The organism is Arthrobacter sp. 10N410 (assembly GCF_056394945.1).
In genome coordinates, this window is the sequence record NZ_JBFTIP010000003.1 from 267,733 (window position 1) to 287,665 (window position 19,933).

A 19,933-nucleotide genomic window follows, 5' to 3' on the forward strand; every position below is an offset into this window, starting at 1 on the left:
GTGCACCGTCAGCGCACCGTCAGCGTGCCCACACGGACGCGGCGCCGGAGTGCCCGGTGATGATGCTCTGGTACAGGAAGAAGGCGCCGGCCAAGGCTCCTGCAACCAGCAAGACGGTCCGCAGGACCCGGTTTTCGCGCAGGCCGCCGAGGAAGGCGAAGCGCCGGCCGATCGGTTCGAAGCTCACGATAATCATCGCCGCGACGATCACGAAGAAGATGATCGACACCACCTTCAGCACGTCACCTTGTTCGGCATGTTCCCGGACCAATTCCGTCGACGGACGGGCCTTCTGCAGCTGCTCCCCCGCCTGCGCGGTGATGAGCGCGACCGGAACCAGCCCCAGCGAGAGAACACCCAGCGGCCAGGCCAGGTACCGCCGCCAGCGGGTTACGGCAGCGTAGGCGATGGCGGCGAGGCCGGCGATCGGGCCAAGCACAACGACGGCGTGGACCAGAAGGATGTGGGCCGGGAGGCCGCCTATTTCAATCACGTGGAATCTCCTACGGTGGACGTGTGCTGCGCGCCCCCCAGCGTGGGGGCCGGAGCTTCTATGATTCTTGCATGGCAAAACGTGAGCTCGCGGACATTGCGGCGCAGCTCTATGGGATGCCGTTCGACGGCTTTGTCGCAGGCCGCAATGCCGCGGCCAAGGAACTGCTCTCCGCAACGCCCGCGACGCCGGAGCTACGCTCCCGCGCGGCGGAGGTGCGTTCCCTGCCCAAACCCTCGGTGAGCGCCTGGGCCGTCAACATGCTCGCCTGGCGGCGGCCGGAAACACTCCGTGATCTGGCCGAGCTGGGACTCGCAATGCGCCGGGCCCAGGCCTCCCTTGACGCGGCAACGCTCCGCAGCCTCTCCCGCGAACGGCGGACCATGCTGGCCGGCGCGGTCGACGCAGCCCGCGCCGTGGCGGAGCAACAGGGGCGGAAAATCAGCGGCACCGTCGCGGCGGAAGTGGAACAGACCCTGCGTGCGGCCACGGCTGACGAGGGCGCCGCTGCCGCCGTCCGGAGCGGGCGGCTGCTCCGGACGCTCTCCGCCGACGGCGTCGACGTCGTTGACCTCGACGGCGCCGTCGCCGTCCCGGATGCGACCGGGGCAAGGCCGCCGGCCGCTCCCCCGGAGAACGCTGCGCCCCCGGCACCGGGCACGCCCCCGGCAACCGGCCAGCCGCGCCTGCGGGCCGTCCGGCAGGAACGGCCGGCGCCCACCCCCTCGGCCAGGGAGCGCGCCCAGGCCGCCCTCCGGCAATCCACCGACGCCGCCCTTTCCAGCGCCGCCGAAGCAGAACGCGCATCCGGGGAACTAGAGGACGCGATGGACGCTGCGGCTGCACTGACGGGGGAGGCTGCCGGGCTCAGGGAACAGCTGGCGCGTGCCGAGGCCGGGCTGCGGCAGGCCCGAAAGCGGCTCGAACTGGCCTCGGCTGCCGCGCAGCAGGCAGCCCGGACGGCGGAGAAAGACCGCCGCCGGGAGGACCTGGCCCGGGAACGGGTGCTGCGGCTGGGCAACACGCCGGGCGGATGACCACTTACTGTCAGAGGGCGGTTGCAGACTTAATTCATGGAACAGCACCAGGATTTCCAACATCAGGACTTCACGGCAGCCCGGCAGGCAGCAGCCCCGTCCGCGGCAGAGCATTGGGAAGTCACCTACCTGGACACCGAGTGCGGCCGGATCCGCACCGAAGCGTTCGACGACGCCGCTGCGGCCGAGCACTTTGCCAGCCGGCGCATCCAGGACGAACACGGCTGGGCGGTCATCGACGCCGTGCTGCCGCGTCAGGGCCGGGCCGCAGCGTAGACGGGAGGGCAACCTCGGACCTCGTGCGAAGGTCCTGGCTCGTCAGGGAGCCCGGAAGTCCGTCCGTATGGCCTGTTGGCGGACGTCCCGAAGGAGTAACTTTCGGAGTGGAGGCTTCCTCTTCTGGTGTCAGCTACGTTGGGAGCTTCGCCTTGGACCCGAAAAGAGGCCAGCATGCAAGCACGGATGCGTGGTGCGGCGATCATGGCGGCGGCAGCCCTAGTCCTGACGGCGGCCGGATGCGGGGCCAGCGGACTTGGCCAGGCTGATCAGCAGTCCGCTGACGCGATGGTCCTGACCCTGGCCACCGCTGGCGGTCCCGACGGTCATTCCGCAGCGCAAGTCCGGGAATTCGCCAGCCAGGTGAAGGAACTCTCCGGCGGGTCGATCCGGATCGAACTCGTGCTCAGGGCGGCCGCCGACGAAGCAGGCGCATGGGACCAGGCCGTGGCCCAATCCACCGAAGGCGGCGACTTCGACATGGCGCTGGTCCCCACCCGGACCTGGGAGTCCGAGGGTGTCCTGTCCTTCACGGCACTCTCGGCGCCTTTCCTCCGGGCCTCGGACCAGGTGGTGGCGAAGATCGTCGCGCCGGAGATCGCCGGCAGCATGATGGCAGGGCTGAGGCCGATCGGACTCACCGGGCTCGCCCTGCTGCCCGACCGACCGCGGATGCTCTTTTCCTTCGACGGACCCGTAACGGCACCGGCGGACCTGGCCGGAAAAGTTGTCCGCGCCCCCGGTTCCAGCACGGGATACGCGACCCTGAAGGCCTTGGGAGCCAGGCCGCAGTCACTGGCGGGGGAACTTTTCACCGACGCGCTGAACAAAGGCACGGTTAAGGCCGCCGAGTCATCCTTCACCAGGGCCGGAACCTTTCCCCGGCCCAGCACAACCACGGGGAATCTGCCGCTGTACGTAAAGGTCAACTCGCTGGCCATTAACACCAAGACCTATTCGCACCTGGCCGCAGACGACCGGCGGATCCTGATGGAGGCGGCCGCGAAGACCCGGGAAGCAGTAACGAGCTCCATGGTCCACACCGCCGACGAGGCGGCAGCCTACTGCCGAAGCGGCGGCACGATCGTCGCAGCCACGGACGAGCAGATCGCAGCATTCGAAGCTGCGGCGGCCCCGGTCTACGCCCAGCTTGAAAAGGATTCCGCCACGCGGGCACTTATCGCAAAGATCCGCGCCTTCGCCGACGCTCCGGACGGGGCCTTCGACGTTGCCCCCTGCAGTCCCGGCGCCTGACTGCGCGAAAACCACCTGTAGCCGATGCAAAGAAGACCGACGAAAAGAGCGGTCCAGGGCCAATAGCCCTGGACCGCTCACTTCTTACCTCCTGGGAGGAACCCCTAACTTACCGGGATGGCTAGGCGAAGTCGGAGACCGCCGGGTCTGCACCGATGCGGCCGGCGCCCTCTGCGGAGCGGTCCAGACCGTTGATGGCCTGCACGTCCGTCTCGTCGAGGGTGACGTCCAGGGCCGCGTAGTTCTCGCGGATCCGCGATTCGGTGACGGACTTGGGGATCACGACGTTGCCGATCGCGAGGTGCCAGGCGATGACCACCTGCGCCGGCGTGGCGTTGTGCTTGGCCGCGATCTGGGCGATGACCGGGCTTTCCAGCAGCTCGCCGCCCTGGCCCAGCGGCGACCATGCCTCGGTGAGAATGCCCTTGGATGCGTTGAATTCACGCAGCTCCGCCTGGTTGAAGAACGGGTGCAGCTCGATCTGGTGGATCGCCGGAACCACGCCTGTTTCGTCGATCAGGCGCTGCAGCCCCTCCTTCGTGAAGTTGGAGACGCCGATGGTCTTCACGCGGCCCTGCTTCTGCAGCTCGATGAGCGCCTTCCAGGTGTCAACGTACTTGTCCTGCTTGGGCTGCATCCAGTGGATGAGGTAGAGGTCCAGGGTCTCGAGGCCAAGGCGTTCCATGGATTCCTCGAACGCCTTCAGGGTGGACTCGTAGCCCTGGTCCGCGTTCCACAGCTTGGTGGTGATGAAGATTTCCTCCGGCTTCAGGCCCGAACGCTGGATCGCGCGGCCTACCCCGGCTTCATTTCCGTAGATCTTGGCGGTGTCGATGTGCCGGTAGCCGGCCTCGAACGCCTGGACGACGACCTTCTCGGCGATGTCGTCGTCAACTTGCCACACGCCGTAGCCGAGCTGCGGGATGGTGTTGCCGTCATTGAATGTCAGTTCGGGTGAAGAAGTCATTCGTCCATCCTGCCAAGCGGCTGCCCCTCAGGCCAGTGTTTTGACGCCGCTAAGCTAGGCGCTTAACCCGGAATATCCTTAGCACCCGGTGTTTCGACCCGGTCACCCGCCGCGATGTGGGCGCAACATCAGCCTTGCGTTGCTGCGTCCGCGAGCCGCCGTTCGGCGTCGTCGATGTGTTCCACGACGGACTCCGCGCGGCGGCGCACGGACGCCGCACCGACCGGGACCGGCCCGACGGCGAGGCGCAGCATCGCCGCTGCTTCCGCGGTCATGGCCAGCGAGTTGCCGGCCGTGGACAGGGAACGGTGCACGGCGGCCAGGGCTCCAGGGATGTCGAGGCCGTCGCTGGGCGAGCGGCGTTGAGCCTCCACGCAGATCTGCCGGACCCGCCCGGCCAGGGCGGACAGTTCGTTGGCGATCTCGACCAGCTCCGCGTAGAGGGCCTCATCCTCGACGCCTTCGAGGACCTGGTGGTACCGGTCCAGTCCCCGGACAAACCGGTCGTGGGCGCGCCGCCACAGGCCCTTGCCGAGTTCGGCGTCGTCCTTGCGTCCCTGCCGTGCCGCGCTAAAGAAACCCAACGGTGGCCTAGAGGTACTGGCCGGGACCGTGGTCCGGGTCGGCGGGTCGGACCGGCTGCGTGGGATCCGCGCCGGGCTGGGGCTCGGCGGCGCGTTGCGGTTCGCCGTTTTCCCCAATGATGACGCCGGGCGCGATCATGGTGCCGGGCGGCAGCTGGCGGAGTTGCAGCTGCGCGGCCGCGTGCTCCCGGGCGGCATGCTGGGCCGCGATCGCGGTCTGGATGCCGTGGAAGAGTCCCTCCAGCCAACCGACCAGCTGGGCCTGGGCGATGCGCAATTCCGCGTCGGAAGGGGTGCCGTCCTCGGGGAACGGCAGATGGATCCGCTCGAGTTCCTGCACCAGCTCGGGCGCGAGCCCGTCTTCCAGTTCCTTGATCGAGCGTTCGTGGATTTCTGCCAGCCGGATCCGCGCCGCGTCGTCCAGCGGGGCGGACTTCACCTCGTCGAGCAGCTGCTTCAACATGGTGCCGATCCGCATGACCTTGGCGGGTTCGTCCACCAGGTCCTGCAGGTGGCTGGCCCGGTTGCGCACGCCCGGCCCGCGGGAATCCGAGGGGCCCTGAGCCGGGCCCGTGGCCGCCGCTTCGGTGTCGGGTGCGTCCTGCGGCGGGGCGGACGTGGTGATGCCCTCCACCGGAGTGTCGTCGCCGGACTGAGTGTCGATCGGATCGCTCATGGCTTCATACTCTCACGCGCGGCAGCGAAGGGCAGGGGTGGATGACGCCCCGTGCCGCACCCCGGCGAAGCGCCCGCGCAGTGCGCGGTTATGCGCCTACGCAGTGCGCGGTTATGCGCCTGCGCAGTCCCCGGCGTCGTATCCCGTAAACGGCGGAAGGCGCCGTCGGGAACGGGTGTTCCCGACGGCGCCTTCCGGATTGCGACAGCGGTGTCAGCAGCAACGGCCTTGCGGATTGCTGTCCTGGCGGTCCGTGTGGTCGCGCCAGAAGTCCCGTTCACACATCGGCGGACCGTCGTGGCCGGAGGCCTCATGGTGCTCCAGGTACTTCTTGTAGGCATCGGCACCGAGGACACCGCTGAAGTACTCAGCAAAGCCCCGGAATCCCGCTACGAGTGCATTCATGGCAGCAACCGTCAGTGCCGTGCGGCGTGTTCGAGCCGCTGGTCTGCGGGCAGCTTCTTCCACTCCGCGTCCAGCTCCCGCTCGGCCGCGGTCGGGAACAGCCCAGCCGGCGCGAACACGCGGGACGGCTGGGCCGGGTCCTCGTATTCGACGTTGGCGATGCCGGCGGAGGCATTGCGGAAGGCCTTTGCCGTCGCGATCAGGGCCGTGATGATGACGATGATGCTCAGCACCACGAAGATGATCGAAAGCCAGCCCTGGATCATCGTGTTGCGGACGACGGCTTCCATGGCGGCCTGCGTCTTGGCCGTGCCGAAGGAGGTCTTTCCGTCGGCCAGTGCCTTGGCGAACGCCGCGTTGTTGGCGAAGTACCCGACGGCGGGGACCGGCGAGAAAATCTTGTAGAAGCTCGCGGTGATGGTGACGACGGACGCGAAGGCCAGCGGCAGCGCCACGATCCAGAGGTACTTGAAGGTGCCGCGCTTGGCAACGATGGCGAGCACCACCGACAGGGCAATGGCCGCCAGCAGCTGGTTGGCGATGCCGAACAGCGGGAACAGCGTGTTGATGCCGCCCAGCGGGTCGGTGACGCCCATCAGCAGCACCAGGCCCCACGCGGCGACCATCACCGCAGTGGCGAGCCAGGCCCCCGGCCGCCAGGAGTGGTCCTTGAACTTCGGCACGAAGTTGCCGATCGAGTCCTGCAGCATGAACCGCGCGACGCGGGTGCCGGCGTCGACCGCCGTGAGGATGAAGAGCGCCTCGAACATGATGGCGAAGTGGTACCAGAAGGCCATCATCGCGGTGCCGCCGATGAACTGCTGCATGATGTGCGCCAGGCCCACGGCGAGCGTGGGAGCGCCGCCGGAGCGGGAGATGATGCTTTGCTCGCCGACGTCCTTGGCGGTCTGGGCGAGTACATCCGGGGTCATGTTGACTCCGGCCAGGCCCAGGCTGTTGACCCACTGCGCGGCCGATTCGACGGTGCCGCCGGTCAGGGCGACCGGGGCGTTCATGGCGAAGTAGATACCGCGGTCGATCGAGATCGCCGCCACGAGCGCCATGATGGCGACGAAGGATTCCATCAGCATGCCGCCGTAGCCGATCAGGCGGGTCTGGCGTTCCTTTTCGATGAGCTTCGGCGTCGTGCCGGAGGAAATCAGGGCGTGGAAGCCGGAGAGGGCGCCGCAGGCGATGGTCACGAACAGGAACGGGAACACGGCCCCGGAGAAGACCGGGCCGTTGTCGCGCGAGGCGAACTCACTGAACGCCGGGACCGTGATTTCGGGCCGCACCACGATGATGGCCAGGGCCAGCATCACGATCACGCCGATCTTCATGAATGTGGAGAGGTAGTCGCGCGGTGCCAGCAGCAGCCACACGGGCAGGATCGCGGCGATGAAGCCGTAGATGATCAGGCCCCAGGCGATGGTGACCTTGTCCAGGTGGAAGAACGCGGCACCCCACTCGGTGCCGGCCACGGCGCCGCCGCCGATGATGGCGGCCATCAGCAGCACGAAGCCGATGAGCGAGACTTCCATGACCTTGCCGGGGCGGAGGTAGCGCAGGTAGACGCCCATGAAGAGGGCGATCGGGATCGTCATGCCGACGGAGAACACACCCCAGGGGCTTTCGCCGAGGGCGTTGACGACGACGAGGGCCAGGATGGCCACGATGATCACCATGATCAGCAGGGTGGCGACGAGGGCGGCGGTGCCGCCGATTACGCCGAGTTCCTCGCGCGCCATCTGGCCGAGCGACCGTCCGCCGCGGCGCATGGAGAAGAAGAGCACCAGGTAGTCCTGGACGGCGCCGGCGAGGACGACGCCGATGATGATCCAGATGGTGCCGGGCAGGTAGCCCATCTGGGCCGCGATGACGGGGCCGACGAGCGGGCCGGCGCCTGCGATGGCGGCGAAGTGGTGGCCGAACAGCACGTTGCGGTCGGTCCGGACGTAGTCCTTGCCGTCCGCCTTGTATTCGGCAGGGGTGGCGCGGCGGTCGTTCGGCTTGGTGATGTACCGCTCGATGACCTTGGAATAGAAGCGGTAGCCGATCAGGTATGTGCAGACCGAGGCGAACACGAACCAGATCGCGTTGACCGTCTCACCGCGGACGATCGCGAGCATGAACCAGGCGACGCCGCCCAGCAGTGCGATCGCCGCCCAGAGCGCGATTTTCGCCGGTGTCCATTTGCGCTCTTCCGCTTCGCGGACGGATTCGTCGACGGCCGTGGCCGGAAGGCCCGGAACCGGCGTGATGCCGTCGTCGACTCGTGCGGTGTTTGGCCCGCCATCTGGCATTGTGCCCATGTCTCCTCCTTGAGAAACCCCATCTGACAGATCAGCAGTCAGATCTGCCCCATGGCACCCTATCAACGCGGCATCCGAATGGACATGGACCCGGGGCCGGGACGCCCGGCGGCTCGCCAAGCGGTGCAGAGTCCGCGGTGAACGGCGTCACAACGGGGGTGCTTGTCAGGCCGGCCCGGCCAGCTGCATGAGGCGGGCTTCGCAGAGGTCCAGCCAGCGGACCTCCGCCTCGGTCTGGAAGATCAGCGAGTCGAGGACCAGCAGCCTGGCCGTGTCCGCGGGGCGAGGATGCGCCACGGCCTCGCGCCGGGACTTGGTGTACTCCTGCAGCGCCCGGATGGAGACGGCGCGCTGTGCCTGGATGAGTCCGCCGACGTCGACGGCGGGCAGCGTCAGCGCGAGGGCGAGCTTGATGGCCAGTTCGTTGCGCGGCGGATTGGAACGGCCCACGGGAGCGTGGAACCAGTCCCGGACCTCGGCGAGGCCAGCCGGGGTAATGCTGTAGACGATGTGGCCTTCACCGTCTGCGCCGTCTTTTTGAACGAGTCCATCACGTTCGAGGCGGTCGAGGGTGGTGTAAACCTGCCCGATGTTGAGGGGCCAGGAGGAGCCGGTGCGATCCTCGAACTCGGTCCTGAGCTGATACCCGTAGCGCGGCCGGTCCTGCAGCAGCGCGAGAAGGCTGTGGCGGATAGACATGGTGCCCCCGACGGTAGCAGGACGACAGCATACACGCGCCCCAAGACGCGTGTATACCGCGTATGGAATTACATTATCGTCGTTTACCCGGGACAGCCACTTCGCATATGCCAATCCGCGTATGCTGTCCGTCACAGGGGGCTAGGTGACGAGCAGGACCTTGCCCACGTGCTCACCGGAGTCGAAGTACCGGTGGGCTGCCTGGACTTGGTCGAGGGGAAAGGTCTTCGCCACGAGCGGCCGGATCCGGCCGTCGGCGAGCAGCGGCCACACGGCGTCGCGGACCGCGTTCATGATGACCGTCTTTTCCTCCACCGGGCGGGGACGGAGCGAGGTGGCGATGATGGCCGCCCGTTTCCGCAGCAGCTGTCCGAGGTCCAGTTCGCCCTTCGTGCCGCCCTGCAGCCCGATGACGACGAGCCGGCCATATTCCGCCAGGGCGTCCACGTTCTGTCCGAGGTACTTGGCGCCCACGACGTCGAGAATGACGTCGGCGCCCTTCCCGCCGTTCTGGGCACGGAGGCTCTCGGGGAAGTGCTCCTCGGCGTAATTGATGGCAATGTCGGCACCGAGGAAGGCTTTCGCCGTGCCGACTTTCTCCGCGGTGCCCGCGGTGGTCGCCACGCGAGCGCCGAGGGCCTTCGCCAGCTGGATGGCCATGGTGCCGATGCCGCCGGTGGCCCCGTGGATGAGCACCGTTTCCCCGGCCTGCAGCTGGGCCGTCATGACAAGGTTGGAATAGACCGTGGCCGCGACTTCCGGCAGCGACGCGGCTGTGACCAGGTCCACGCCGTCGGGAATCCTCAGGACCTGCCCGGCCGGAACGGCCACCTGCTCGGCGTAGCCCCCGCCGGCCAGCAGCGCGACGACTTTGTCCCCGACGGAGAAGGGCTTGGTGACACCGGGGCCGAAGCCCGCGATTCGCCCGGAGACTTCGAGTCCGGGAATTTCCGAGGCGCCCGGGGGCGGCGGATAGAACCCCATGCGCTGCTGGACGTCCGCCCGGTTGAGCCCGGCAGCAACCACATCGATCAGCACCTCGCCCTGGCCGGGAACGGGTGCCGGGACCTCGCGGACCTCCAGGACCTCCGGACCGCCGGGCTCTGAGATGTAGACAGCCTTCATGGAGAACTCCCGATTCCTTACTGATTTCGTGCGGGCGGGGCGTCCGCGCACGCGGCGCGGGCAACTCCCGTTTCCAGAGTAGGTGGCCAAACCGGCGTCGTCTGCGAGCGCCGCCACTTTTGTGGCTGCCTACCGGCTATGAAACACTACTCTTCAGGGAAGGTTGTCCGAGCGGCCGATGGAGCTGGTCTTGAAAACCAGTGTGCGGTAACCCCGTACCAAGAGTTCGAATCTCTTACCTTCCGCGGGAGCGCAGATTTTGCGCGGTTCAGAGGCCGGTGGCGGCGATCGAAAGATTGCCACCACCGGCCTTACCTGTTCCGCCGACGGGCAATGGCGGCGGCAAATGTTGCAGTGGTCGCCAGCACCCTGGAAAGACCGCAGCGCGTGCAGGTGACAGCCAGGGCGAGGGTTTCGTCCCCGGCATCCAGAACGGCAGCGGAACCGGCGAGGAGGTGCCGGTCGCTGCGGCAGTCAGCGCACCAGGGACGGCGGCCACGGGGCTGGTGGGCGCTGACCGGCCGGTAGGTGCCCGAACTGGCGGCCATCCGACTCACACCAGGCCGGGAAAGCTGGAGAGAATGTAATCCGCGGCGGCCGGGCCCTTCATGCGCAGCGGCGTATGCCCGGGACGGATCTTTTTCTCCTTCATGGCCGCCCAGAAGGCATCTTCGGGCCGGGGCGCACTCCGGGACAGGAAACACCAGCTGGTGTAGACCCCGTAAAGGCAATCCCGTCCGAGGACGGAACCGGATGCGGCGTCGGAGGTGGTGGCTTCTTGAAGGAACTGGTCATATTGCGAATCTGCCATGGTGGCTCGTTTCCGCCGGGTGCACAGGGCGCCGCCGAGGGCTACAGCAGCTGGTACTTGAACGCCATGCACGGGGCGCCAAGCGGGTCCGGATGCCGCAGTGCGGCAAGATCCAGGTTGTGTCTACATTGTAGACAATAGGCGTAGACTTCACTGTAAGCAAGCTTGTTGATCAATTTCCAGGGACGGCCCCGTTGTGGGACCGGCCCCTCCCGACAGGATCGGATTCCATGTCCCCCGCAGAAAAGCCGGCGCCCGCCCCGGCGCCCAAGAGCCGCCTCAGCCGGGAGCTTGTGCTGTCCGCGGCCCTGGCGCTGGTTGACTCCGAGGGACTGGACGCGCTCACCATGCGCCGGCTCGGGCAGGAACTCGGCCGGGACCCCATGAGCCTGTACCGCTACGCCGAAAACCGCGCCGCCCTGCTTGACGGCGTCTCCGAACTAGTCCTCAACGAACTCGAAATCGTCCCCGACGACCCGGACTGGCAGGCCCAGCTCCGGCGCATCGCGCACTGTCTGCGCGAGCTCGCGCTCCGGCACCCGAACGTTGTGCCGCTGCTCGTAACACGCCCCCTCTCCACGCCCTTGGGACTCCGGCCGCTGGGGACCCTGCGTCCGCTGGAACAGATTCTCGCGCTGCTGATCGACGCCGGCTTCGCGCCGGCCGACGCCCTGCACGTCTATCGCGCCTACTACGGCTACCTGTACGGCCACATCCTCAATGAACTGCAGGAATTCATCGTGGATCCCGAGGAAAATGAGGCTCTTCTCCGCCTGGGCCTGCACCGGCTGCCGCCGAAGGAATTTCCCCGACTCCGGGCCCTGGCGCCGGTCCTCGCCGATTACGACGGAATGGCCGAGCTGGACGAAGGCATCACCATCCTGCTGACGGGCCTTGCAGCCCGCCTGTCGCCCACGGCCTAACCGCTTTCGAAAGGTGCCACCCAATGTTCCTCCTTTTCGGCCTTAAGACTGTCCTCAACGACCTGCCCGGACGGTTGGCCACCTGCCAGCACTGCGGCCAGTTCGTTCACCACCACCTGCAGCAACGCGCCACCAAGTTCACGCTGTTTTTCATCCCCATCTTCACCACCTCCAAGACCTACCGGATCACGTGCTCGAACTGCGGCCAGATTTCGGCAATCAAGTCGCGACAGGCAAAATCTCTGGCCTGGTGAAAGACCGGGGCCGAGCAGATAGCCGGCCGGGTGAAGCATCCCGCACGGGTCCTGACCAGCGCTAAGATGGCGGCATGACACCGCAGGATCTGGCCAACCTGGGCCACCTGCGCCGGGCCCGGGACCTGATTGACCGCGACTACGCCCGGCCGCTCGACGTGCCCACCATGGCCGCCGGCGCCCTCATGTCCCCCGCGCACTTTTCCCGCCAGTTCAAGGCGGCCTACGGCGAGACGCCCTATAACTACCTCATGACCCGGCGGATCGAACGCGCCATGGCGCTGCTGCGAGCCGGTGCCAGCGTGACCGACGCCTGCATGGAAGTCGGCTGCACCTCGCTGGGCTCCTTCAGTTCCCGGTTCACAGAGATCGTCGGGATGGCCCCCAGCGCGTACCGCGACCGGGAACACCGTGCGGTGAAGGCCATGCCGTCCTGCGTCGCCCGGCAGCACACGCGGCCGTCGCGGAAGCCGAGCAGGATTGAAGAAGCGCCCCCGCTCCCGCCGTCGTAGCGTGTGAGTCATGAACATTTCACTGCAGTACGCACAAATCACCGTCAACGACGTCGACGAGTCGCTCGCCTTCTACCGCGACGTGCTGGGCCTGGAGGTGCGCAACGACGTCGGCTCGGACGGCCACCGCTGGGTCACCCTCGGCAGCGCCGCACAGCCTGATCTGGAGATCGTGCTCTCTCCCCCGCACGCCGGCCGTTCCAAGGACGACGGCGACGCGCTCCAGCAACTGCTCACCAAGGGCGTCCTGCCCGTGATCGTGTTCCGCACGGACGATCTCGATGCCACCTTCGAGGCTGTCCGCGGCGCCGGCGCGGAAGTCCTCCAGGAACCCATCGTGCAACCGTGGGGACCGCGGGACTGCGCCTTCCGCGACCCGTCCGGCAACATGGTCCGCTTCAACCAGGCCTGAACCGGCGCTCCGGGCGGAGCCTTTCCGCCGCCCCTAACGCCTGAGCCAGGGCGCCAACTAAATCCTTTGGAAAAATTGCCACAAGAAATACCGGCCAGCCGCTTCCCAAGCGCCTACTGGCCGGTATTCTTTTGAGTGCCCGGGCCAGGGGGACGGCCGGGCAGTCAAAAAAGCTCTACCAACACCGTCGCTGGGGCACCTTGTTGGGGTTCCGTGCCGGCTGTGAGGCGTTCCGCTGGGGGCCGTCTCGCCGAATGCACACTCAATCCACCCTGTGTTCATTCACCCCTGTTTTGCTGTGCCGGGATCTGCTTGACCAGGAGCAGACCGGCCGGTCCGCGGGCCACCTACCCGGACATCGCACCCAGCCCTTACCCGGGCACCCTAATGAGAGTTAGAGCGGATGAAAATCACACCTTGGAAAACAGCGCTGGGCACAGCACTGTCCGCGGGGCTCATCGCAGCGCCGCTGACCGCTTTGCCCGCCGCCGCACTGGAGGTCTCACCGGCAGCCGCCGGAACTTCGCCGGTCATCGTCAACGAGGCCTACCTCAGCGGCGGCAGCGCCGGAGCGGCCTACAAGAACAAGTTCGTGGAGCTGTACAACACCTCGGACGCCCCGGTCGCGCTGGACGGCTGGTCCATCCAGTACCGCTCCGCCACGGGCACCACCGCCCCGAGCACCACGGTGCCCCTGTCCGGCACCGTCGCCGCCAAGGGGTACTACCTGCTAAAGGGTGGCAGCAACGGCACCGCCGGACTTGATCTGCCCGCCGCGGACGTCACCGCCACCGGCTTCAACCCGGCCGGCGCCGGCGGAACGATCGTCCTGGCCAAGCAGGCCACCGCCCTGACTACGCTGGCCACCGGCTCCGTCGTCGAACCCACGAACGTCGCCGACCTGCTCGGCTACGGCAGCTCCAACACCTTCGAAACCCAGGCGGCAACGGCGCCGTCGGGCAACACCGATGTCAAGAGCATGAACCGCAGCGGCGGTGCGGACAGCAACAACAACGCCGCTGACTTCACGCTTAACGGCGCCATCACGCCTAAGGCGGCCAACGGTGAAACCGCCCCGGTTGATCCGGGACCGGTCACTCCCCCGACGGCCAAGAGCATCGCGGAGATCCAGGGCACCGGCGCGGCCAGCCCGCTCGCCGGCACCTCCGTCACCACCCGCGGAAAGGTCACGGCGACCTTCCCGACAGGCGGCTTCGCAGGCTTCTACATCCAGACGCCCGGAACCGGCGGCGATCTGACCCCGGCCAACCACACGGCGTCGGACGCCATCTTCGTCTACGCGCCGTCCGCCGTCGCCGGAGTGCAGATCGGCGATTACGTCGAGGTCACCGGCGACGTTGCCGAGTACTACGGCATGACCCAGCTCAACGTCGCCGGCGCCGCCGGAGTCACTAAGCTGACGGACGCCGCCCCCGAGGTCAAGGCCACCGGCTTCGCCCTTCCGGCCGACGAGGCGTTCCGCGAATCCCTCGAGGCCATGCTGCTGACGCCGCAGGGGCCGGTCACTGTTGCGGACAACTACTCGCTGAACCAGTACGGCGAAATCGGCCTGGCCGGCGGCACCACCCCGCTGGAGCAGCCCACCGCCGTCGCCCCCTACGGCTCCGCCGAATACACCGCCACCGTCGCGGCCAACGCCGCCCGCGGCATCAAGCTCGACGACGGCGCCAGCACCAACTTCCTCAAGGACGCCACCAACAAGGCACTGACGCTGCCGTACCTGACCACCGCGGATCACGTCCGGGTGGGCGCGCCGGTGACGTTCAAGACCAACGTGGTGCTCAGCTACGCCAACAGCGCCTGGAAGTTCCAGCCGCTGACCCAGCTGACCGCCGCCAACGCGGACACGGTCCAGCCGGCCGGCTTCGGCGCCACCCGCGCCGAGGCCCCGACGGCGGTGGGCGGCAACCTCAAGCTTGCCTCGTTCAACGTGCTCAACTACTTCCCCACCACCGGCGACCAGGTCGCCGGCTGCAAGTTCTACACGGACCGGGCGGGCAACCCCATCACCGTCAGCGGCGGCTGCAACGTCCGCGGCGCCTCGAACGCCGAAAACCTCAAGCGCCAGCAGGACAAGATTGTTGCCGCCATCTCCAAGTCCGGCGCCGACGTCGTCACCCTGATGGAGGTCGAGAACTCGGCCCAGTTCGGCAAGAACCGGGACGACGCCCTGGCGAAGCTGGTCGACGCCCTGAACGTCGCAACCCCCGGCATCTGGGACTACGTCCGCACCCCCGCCAACGCACCCCCGCTGGCCGATGAGGACATGATCCGCACCGCCTTCATTTACAAGAAGGCCGCGGCGGAGCCGCTGGGCGAATCCATCATCCACAACGACACAGCTGCCTTCGCCAGTGCCCGCAAGCCGCTGGCCCAGGTCTTCAAGCCGGTCGGCGCGGCCGATGACAAGAAGTTCATCGCGATCGCCAACCACTTCAAGTCCAAGGGCTCGGCTGCAACGCCGGACGACACCGACAAGGGCCAGGGCGCCTCGAACCTCGCCCGCACCGCCCAGGCGCAGTCCCTGCTGGCCTTCTCCGACGAGCTGCAGAAGTCCAAGGGCACCAACAAGGTCTTCCTAATCGGCGACTTCAACTCCTACGCCAAGGAGGACCCGATCAACGTCCTCACGGCGGCCGGGTACGTCAACCAGGACGAAAAGGCCAAGAACGCCGACGGCAGCGCCAAGCACTCCTACCTCTTCGGCGGCCTGGTGGGCTCACTGGACCACATCCTCGCCTCGCCGGCGGCCAACGCCGTCGTCACCGGCGCGGACATCTGGAACATCAACTCGGTGGAGTCCGTGGCGCTGGAATACAGCCGCCACAACAACAACGTCACCGACTACTACGCTCCGAACCAGTTCCGCGCCAGCGACCACGATCCGGTCGTCGTCGGACTGGACCTGCCCACCACCCCGGCCAGCGTTGACCTGAACTTCCTGGGCATCAACGATTTCCACGGCCGCATCGATTCCAACACGGTGCTGTTCGCCGGAACGATCGAGAAGCTCCGGGCCGCCGCGGCCCCCGGCGCCACCGCGTTCCTCTCCGCCGGCGACAACATCGGCGCCTCGCTGTTCGCCTCGGCCGTCGCCAAGGACCAGCCGACCATCGATGTCCTTAACGCCCTGGACCTCCGCACCTCGGCCGTGGGCAACCACGAGTTCGACGGCGGCTGGGCCGACCTGCGCGACCGGGTCATCGCCGGCGGCGGCAACGCAAAGTTCCCGTACCTCGGCGCCAACGTCTACCAGAAGGGCACCACCGAGCCGGCGCTGCCCGAATACACCGTTCTGGACATGAACGGGATCAAGGTCGCCGTGATCGGCACCGTCACGCAGGAAGTGCCGTCCCTGGTCACCCCTGCCGGGATCGCGGACCTTGAGTTCGGCGATCCCGTCGATGCCATCAACCGGGTCGCCGCCAAGATCAAGGCGGGCAAGCTCGCCGACGTGATCATCGTGGAGAACCACGACGGCGCCGGTTCCGGCACTCCCGAGGGCGCCACCCTGGAGCAGGAGGTCGCCGCGGGCGGCCCCTTCGCCAAGATGGTCAAGGAAGTCACCCCGGATGTCGCCGCGATCTTCAACGGCCACACCCACAAGCAGTACGCCTGGGACGCACCCGTGCTGGATTCTGCCGGGCAGCCCACGGGCAAGACCCGTCCGATCGTCCAGACCGGCAACTACGGCGAGTTCATCGGACAGATCCAGCTCACCATCGACACCAAGACCATGTCCGTCACCGGCTACAAGGCGGCCAACGTCAAGCGCACCACGGACCCGGCGGCCGACCTGGTCGCCGCGTACCCGCGGGTGGCTGCGGTCAAGACCATCGTGGACAAGGCCGTCGCCGACGCCGCCGTGATCGGCAACCAGCCCGTCGGCACGGTCACCGCGGACATCACGACGGCGTTCGGCGGAACCCCCGCCGTGCGTGACGACCGCGCGAGCGAATCCACGCTGGGCAACCTCGTGGCGGACTCGCTCGTGGACGCGCTCAAGGCGCCGGAGCTCGGCGCCGCAGAAATCGGCGTCGTCAACCCGGGCGGCCTGCGCAACGAGCTCTACTACGCACCGGACGGCACCATCACCTACGCCGAGGCCAACGCGGTCCTGCCGTTCGTGAACAACCTTTGGACCACCACGCTCACGGGCGCGCAGTTCAAGACGTTGCTGGAGCAGCAGTGGCAGACCAACCCGGACGGCACGGTCCCCAGCCGCGCCTACCAGCAGCTGGGCCTGTCCAAGAACGTCAACTACACCTACGACGCAGCCCGCGCCGCGGGTGACCGGATCACCGCGATCCGGGTCAACGGTGCGCTGATCGATCCGGCGAAGTCCTACCGGATCGGCACGTTCAGCTTCCTGGCCACCGGCGGCGACAACTTCCGCATCTTCAAGTCCGGCACCGGCACCAAGGACTCAGGGCTGGTAGACCGCGACGCGTGGATCAAGTACCTGCAGACGCACACGCCCGTCTCGCCGGACTTCGCGCGCCGTTCCGTGGCCGTGGTGAACACCACCGCGGCCGAGGTCAAGAGCGGGGAGCCGATCACCCTGGCGGTCTCCAAGCTGGACCTCACCTCGCTCGGCAGCCCGGCCAACACCTCGCTGCGGGCCGAGTTCGCCGACGCCGCGGGCACCGTGACCGCGCTCGGGACGGTGCCGGTTTCCGCCGGCGCGGCCACCGTGAGCGTGCTGGTGCCGGCCGGCGCTGTTGCGGGCACGGGCACCCTGGTGCTCACCGCCGTCGAGTCCGGCACTGTGGTGAAGGCGGACGTGCTGGTCGCGGCCAGCGTGCCGGTCCCGCCGCAGTGCACCGCGCCGGTCAAGCCGAAGCGGCCCGCGGACCTCGTGGGTCAGGCCAACTACGGCACGGCAATGGCCGCGTACCGGAAATGCCTGAAGGGCTAGTTCCGTAGCCCAGCCTCAGTGAGCATGCCCCTCCCCCGGCCGGAGCGGTGGACATATTGTGCAAGTGTCCACCGCCCGGCCCGGGGAGGGGACATGCTCATTTTTCGTTGGCCCTGGGGTCGGCCACTCCACTAACCCGGGCGGGGCTGCTGTGGCGGATGAGGCACCATCCCTCGGACTGGATCCGGACCCGGACGAACGCTCCGAAACCCGCGGCATCCACCCCGGCGCCGAGAACCAGGGCGCTACCGGGCGAGGATGTCCCGGGCAATCTCGTCAGCGTCGCGCAGCGTGCGCTGTCCGCTGCGGTAGACCGGCCCCTGCTGCTGCCGCGCCTCCGCGGCGATGGCGGTGCCCCATTGCGCGGCGGAGAGCTGCAGGCCCAGCACGTAGATCCCCTCCGTGACCGATCCGTTCGCACCGACGGGCCGGTAGGGATGCGGGAGCACCTCCAGCCCGGAACTCTGCACGGGCGTGCCTTCCACGCTCATCGTGAGGCGCGGGCGCACCAGGCCGTCCGCGAGCAACTGCTCCAGCAGCGGCGACGCGTTGATCGCCACCCGGTTGGCAGGGGCCAGCGCCTCAATCAGCACCGCGGCCTGTACTGCCTCACCGCCGCCGCCGTCCCGCCCGGCCACCCATGGGGAGGCGGCCGTGAACGCCCTGGCCTTGCGGTCGACGCCGAACTTGGGGTCCGGTCCCACGAAGCTGACCACGCCGGCGCGGGCCAGGGCCGCAAGCTGCTCGGCACGGAGGGCCGGCGGGCCGCTCGCGAGCCCTTCCACGAAGGACTCAAACCAGCCGCGCAGGCCGGCGACCCAGGACTGTTCGGTGATGCCGCCGTCGGCCACGGCCGTCTTCAGCACTGCCCGGCCGTGATGCAGGGCGCCGATCGCCATCTTCACCGGATCGTCCTCACCGAGCGCGGAGCGCCTCGCGTCGTCGAGCAGATAGTCGACGACGGCGGCATCCAGTTCCGCCCGGGACGCGAAGCTGCGGCCCGCCAGCGGCGCGGCAAGTCCCAGCAGGTCCAGCCGGTAGGCAGGGCGGACGTGGGCGTCGATCACCGCGCCGGCGGCCTCTTCCCACTTCACGGTGGAGTGGGCGTGCGGCTGGAGCGCCTCCTCCAGTCCGGCCAGGAAGCCGGCCGGGTCCGCGCCCATGGCGTCCGGGTGCGTGCGCGCCAGGGTGGAGTAGTAGGCCCACACGACATCCCGGTGCAGCAGCGGCCACAGGTCGTGGTCGAAAGCGGGCAGGATACCGGCGGCGGCGAACTTGGCGAGCGCATGCTCGGTGCAGTACCTCAGCGACACCGCTGCCGGGTAGTAGCCGGCCAGGGTCGCCTTCGCCCGGTACGGGGTTCCGCGGCGCGAGGCGGCGATGATGGACGGTTCCCGGCCGGACGGCAGGTACGTCAGCCCCGCCCCGTCCGGTGCGGGCAGGAATTTGCCGCCGCGGCCCTCGGTCAGCTGGCCCATCACGTCGAAGAAGTTCAGGCCCATGCCCCGCACCAGCACCGGCTGGACGGCGGGAATACCGGACCAGTCAACGTCGGCCGGGGCGGCCGGCGGCAGGTACTTCAGCCCGAGTTCGTCCGCCGCTGCCTGGAGCTCACGCTGCTCCGGGTTGAGACGGGAGTCCAGGTGGCCGAGCGCCAGCACCACGGACCCGACGGTGAGCTCGGTACCGTCGGCGAGTGCGACGTCGAACCCCGCGTTCCCGGGGCCCGCGGCCGGTCGGACCGAGGTCGCGGTGGTCTGATGGAAATCCACGGTGACCCCGGCGGGCAGCTTCTCCAGCAACTCCTCGAGCGTGGACCTCAGGTAGCGGCCGTACAGCGCACGGCTGGGGAAGTCTGCGGAACCCAGGCCGGACAACTCGGTGCGTTCATCGGCCGACAGTGCCGGGTCCGGATCCTTCCGCTGCAGTTCCCGCCACTGGTCAAAGGTGCCCCCGGCCAGCGGCGCCGCGAGCTCCGGATCCTCCGGGACCACCGTGGGATAGAAGGACTGGGTGTTCATCAGGTAAAGACGGGACTGTCCGGGCTGCCAGACGTGGCCGGGGCCCGCGGGATAAGGGTCGATCACATCGATGTGCAGGCAGGCTTCAGGGGTGGTCGGGGCCCAGTTGGCGAGCAACCGCTCCAGCGCGCTGGTACCCCGGGGACCGGCGCCAATCAGTGCCGTCCGGATGCTCTGCGATTTACCCACGGCATCCAGCGTATCCGCATCCGCGCTGCCGCCTTGACTTGCCT

General features: G+C 67.9%; 18 protein-coding genes and 1 tRNA gene. 9 read left to right on the forward strand and 10 right to left on the reverse strand.

Annotated features, from left to right (window positions below; translation table 11 throughout):
• Positions 1 to 19: 19 nt before the first annotated feature.
• Positions 20 to 493, reverse strand: a complete 474-nt coding sequence (locus AC1DB8_RS08945; RefSeq protein ID WP_441419034.1) for a hypothetical protein — start codon at positions 491 to 493, stop codon at positions 20 to 22.
• A 71-nt stretch (positions 494 to 564) separates the two neighbouring features.
• Here AC1DB8_RS08945 and AC1DB8_RS08950 point away from each other — a divergent pair, with 71 nt between their 5' ends.
• The 3 genes from AC1DB8_RS08950 to AC1DB8_RS08960 all read left to right on the forward strand — a co-directional run bounded on the left by AC1DB8_RS08950 (position 565) and on the right by AC1DB8_RS08960 (position 3,060).
• A complete protein-coding gene (locus AC1DB8_RS08950; RefSeq protein ID WP_476892800.1) occupies positions 565 to 1,530 on the forward strand; it encodes a hypothetical protein in 966 nt (321 codons plus the stop codon).
• A gap of 36 nt (positions 1,531 to 1,566) precedes the next feature.
• A complete protein-coding gene (locus tag AC1DB8_RS08955) occupies positions 1,567 to 1,806 on the forward strand; it encodes a hypothetical protein (RefSeq protein WP_476892801.1) in 240 nt (79 codons plus the stop codon).
• Positions 1,807 to 1,980: 174 nt separating this feature from the next.
• Positions 1,981 to 3,060, forward strand: a complete 1,080-nt coding sequence (locus AC1DB8_RS08960) for a TRAP transporter substrate-binding protein (protein ID WP_476892802.1) — start codon at positions 1,981 to 1,983, stop codon at positions 3,058 to 3,060.
• Between the two features lie 121 nt (positions 3,061 to 3,181).
• On the opposite strand, the gene AC1DB8_RS08965 is transcribed toward AC1DB8_RS08960, so the two are convergent.
• The 7 genes from AC1DB8_RS08965 to AC1DB8_RS08995 all read right to left on the reverse strand — a co-directional run bounded on the left by AC1DB8_RS08965 (position 3,182) and on the right by AC1DB8_RS08995 (position 9,828).
• Complete coding sequence (locus AC1DB8_RS08965; protein WP_476892803.1) at positions 3,182 to 4,027, reverse strand: aldo/keto reductase; 846 nt, start codon at positions 4,025 to 4,027, stop codon at positions 3,182 to 3,184.
• Between the two features lie 128 nt (positions 4,028 to 4,155).
• Positions 4,156 to 4,611 (reverse strand): hypothetical protein, encoded by a 456-nt coding sequence (locus tag AC1DB8_RS08970; RefSeq protein ID WP_476892804.1) that lies wholly within the window; start codon positions 4,609 to 4,611, stop codon positions 4,156 to 4,158.
• Between the two features lie 7 nt (positions 4,612 to 4,618).
• A complete protein-coding gene (locus AC1DB8_RS08975) occupies positions 4,619 to 5,287 on the reverse strand; it encodes a bacterial proteasome activator family protein (protein ID WP_441419028.1) in 669 nt (222 codons plus the stop codon).
• A 213-nt stretch (positions 5,288 to 5,500) separates the two neighbouring features.
• Positions 5,501 to 5,692, reverse strand: coding sequence for a YbdD/YjiX family protein (locus tag AC1DB8_RS08980; RefSeq protein ID WP_175323765.1), 192 nt, complete (start codon positions 5,690 to 5,692; stop codon positions 5,501 to 5,503).
• 11 nt (positions 5,693 to 5,703) lie between these two features.
• Positions 5,704 to 7,995: a carbon starvation CstA family protein gene (locus AC1DB8_RS08985; RefSeq protein ID WP_476893029.1), complete on the reverse strand. Its 2,292-nt coding sequence runs from the start codon at positions 7,993 to 7,995 to the stop codon at positions 5,704 to 5,706.
• A gap of 174 nt (positions 7,996 to 8,169) precedes the next feature.
• Positions 8,170 to 8,703 (reverse strand): PadR family transcriptional regulator, encoded by a 534-nt coding sequence (locus AC1DB8_RS08990; protein WP_476892805.1) that lies wholly within the window; start codon positions 8,701 to 8,703, stop codon positions 8,170 to 8,172.
• A gap of 141 nt (positions 8,704 to 8,844) precedes the next feature.
• Complete coding sequence (locus AC1DB8_RS08995; RefSeq protein ID WP_476892806.1) at positions 8,845 to 9,828, reverse strand: NAD(P)H-quinone oxidoreductase; 984 nt, start codon at positions 9,826 to 9,828, stop codon at positions 8,845 to 8,847.
• Between the two features lie 157 nt (positions 9,829 to 9,985).
• Here AC1DB8_RS08995 and AC1DB8_RS09000 point away from each other — a divergent pair.
• A tRNA-Ser gene (locus AC1DB8_RS09000) sits at positions 9,986 to 10,073 on the forward strand.
• Positions 10,074 to 10,381: 308 nt separating this feature from the next.
• On the opposite strand, the gene AC1DB8_RS09005 is transcribed toward AC1DB8_RS09000, so the two are convergent.
• Positions 10,382 to 10,639, reverse strand: coding sequence for a hypothetical protein (locus AC1DB8_RS09005; RefSeq protein WP_441419024.1), 258 nt, complete (start codon positions 10,637 to 10,639; stop codon positions 10,382 to 10,384).
• A gap of 230 nt (positions 10,640 to 10,869) precedes the next feature.
• On the opposite strand from AC1DB8_RS09005, the gene AC1DB8_RS09010 reads away from it, so the two are divergent.
• The 5 genes from AC1DB8_RS09010 to AC1DB8_RS09030 all read left to right on the forward strand — a co-directional run bounded on the left by AC1DB8_RS09010 (position 10,870) and on the right by AC1DB8_RS09030 (position 17,679).
• Entirely contained in the window at positions 10,870 to 11,562 is a 693-nt protein-coding gene (locus tag AC1DB8_RS09010; protein WP_476892807.1) for a TetR/AcrR family transcriptional regulator C-terminal domain-containing protein, read from the forward strand.
• 23 nt (positions 11,563 to 11,585) lie between these two features.
• Complete coding sequence (locus tag AC1DB8_RS09015; protein ID WP_441419022.1) at positions 11,586 to 11,816, forward strand: zinc-ribbon domain-containing protein; 231 nt, start codon at positions 11,586 to 11,588, stop codon at positions 11,814 to 11,816.
• 74 nt (positions 11,817 to 11,890) lie between these two features.
• Entirely contained in the window at positions 11,891 to 12,328 is a 438-nt protein-coding gene (locus AC1DB8_RS09020) for a helix-turn-helix transcriptional regulator (protein ID WP_476892808.1), read from the forward strand.
• 10 nt (positions 12,329 to 12,338) lie between these two features.
• Positions 12,339 to 12,740: a VOC family protein gene (locus tag AC1DB8_RS09025; protein WP_441419020.1), complete on the forward strand. Its 402-nt coding sequence runs from the start codon at positions 12,339 to 12,341 to the stop codon at positions 12,738 to 12,740.
• A 403-nt stretch (positions 12,741 to 13,143) separates the two neighbouring features.
• Complete coding sequence (locus AC1DB8_RS09030) at positions 13,144 to 17,679, forward strand: ExeM/NucH family extracellular endonuclease (RefSeq protein WP_441419019.1); 4,536 nt, start codon at positions 13,144 to 13,146, stop codon at positions 17,677 to 17,679.
• A 245-nt stretch (positions 17,680 to 17,924) separates the two neighbouring features.
• Here the strand turns inward: AC1DB8_RS09030 and AC1DB8_RS09035 are convergent, their stop codons facing one another.
• Positions 17,925 to 19,889 (reverse strand): FAD/NAD(P)-binding protein, encoded by a 1,965-nt coding sequence (locus AC1DB8_RS09035; RefSeq protein ID WP_476892809.1) that lies wholly within the window; start codon positions 19,887 to 19,889, stop codon positions 17,925 to 17,927.
• Positions 19,890 to 19,933 lie beyond the last annotated feature (44 nt).

Coding starts and splice junctions, on each gene's coding strand:
- AC1DB8_RS08950 (WP_476892800.1), top strand. CDS start 565: ATGGCAAAACGTGAGCTCGCGGACATTGCGGCGCAGCTCTATGGGATG.
- AC1DB8_RS08955 (WP_476892801.1), top strand. CDS start 1,567: ATGGAACAGCACCAGGATTTCCAACATCAGGACTTCACGGCAGCCCGG.
- AC1DB8_RS08960 (WP_476892802.1), top strand. CDS start 1,981: ATGCAAGCACGGATGCGTGGTGCGGCGATCATGGCGGCGGCAGCCCTA.
- AC1DB8_RS08965 (WP_476892803.1), bottom strand. CDS start 4,027: ATGACTTCTTCACCCGAACTGACATTCAATGACGGCAACACCATCCCG.
- AC1DB8_RS08975 (WP_441419028.1), bottom strand. CDS start 5,287: ATGAGCGATCCGATCGACACTCAGTCCGGCGACGACACTCCGGTGGAG.
- AC1DB8_RS08980 (WP_175323765.1), bottom strand. CDS start 5,692: ATGAATGCACTCGTAGCGGGATTCCGGGGCTTTGCTGAGTACTTCAGC.
- AC1DB8_RS08985 (WP_476893029.1), bottom strand. CDS start 7,995: ATGCCAGATGGCGGGCCAAACACCGCACGAGTCGACGACGGCATCACG.
- AC1DB8_RS08990 (WP_476892805.1), bottom strand. CDS start 8,703: ATGTCTATCCGCCACAGCCTTCTCGCGCTGCTGCAGGACCGGCCGCGC.
- AC1DB8_RS08995 (WP_476892806.1), bottom strand. CDS start 9,828: ATGAAGGCTGTCTACATCTCAGAGCCCGGCGGTCCGGAGGTCCTGGAG.
- AC1DB8_RS09005 (WP_441419024.1), bottom strand. CDS start 10,639: ATGGCAGATTCGCAATATGACCAGTTCCTTCAAGAAGCCACCACCTCC.
- AC1DB8_RS09010 (WP_476892807.1), top strand. CDS start 10,870: ATGTCCCCCGCAGAAAAGCCGGCGCCCGCCCCGGCGCCCAAGAGCCGC.
- AC1DB8_RS09015 (WP_441419022.1), top strand. CDS start 11,586: ATGTTCCTCCTTTTCGGCCTTAAGACTGTCCTCAACGACCTGCCCGGA.
- AC1DB8_RS09020 (WP_476892808.1), top strand. CDS start 11,891: ATGACACCGCAGGATCTGGCCAACCTGGGCCACCTGCGCCGGGCCCGG.
- AC1DB8_RS09025 (WP_441419020.1), top strand. CDS start 12,339: ATGAACATTTCACTGCAGTACGCACAAATCACCGTCAACGACGTCGAC.
- AC1DB8_RS09030 (WP_441419019.1), top strand. CDS start 13,144: ATGAAAATCACACCTTGGAAAACAGCGCTGGGCACAGCACTGTCCGCG.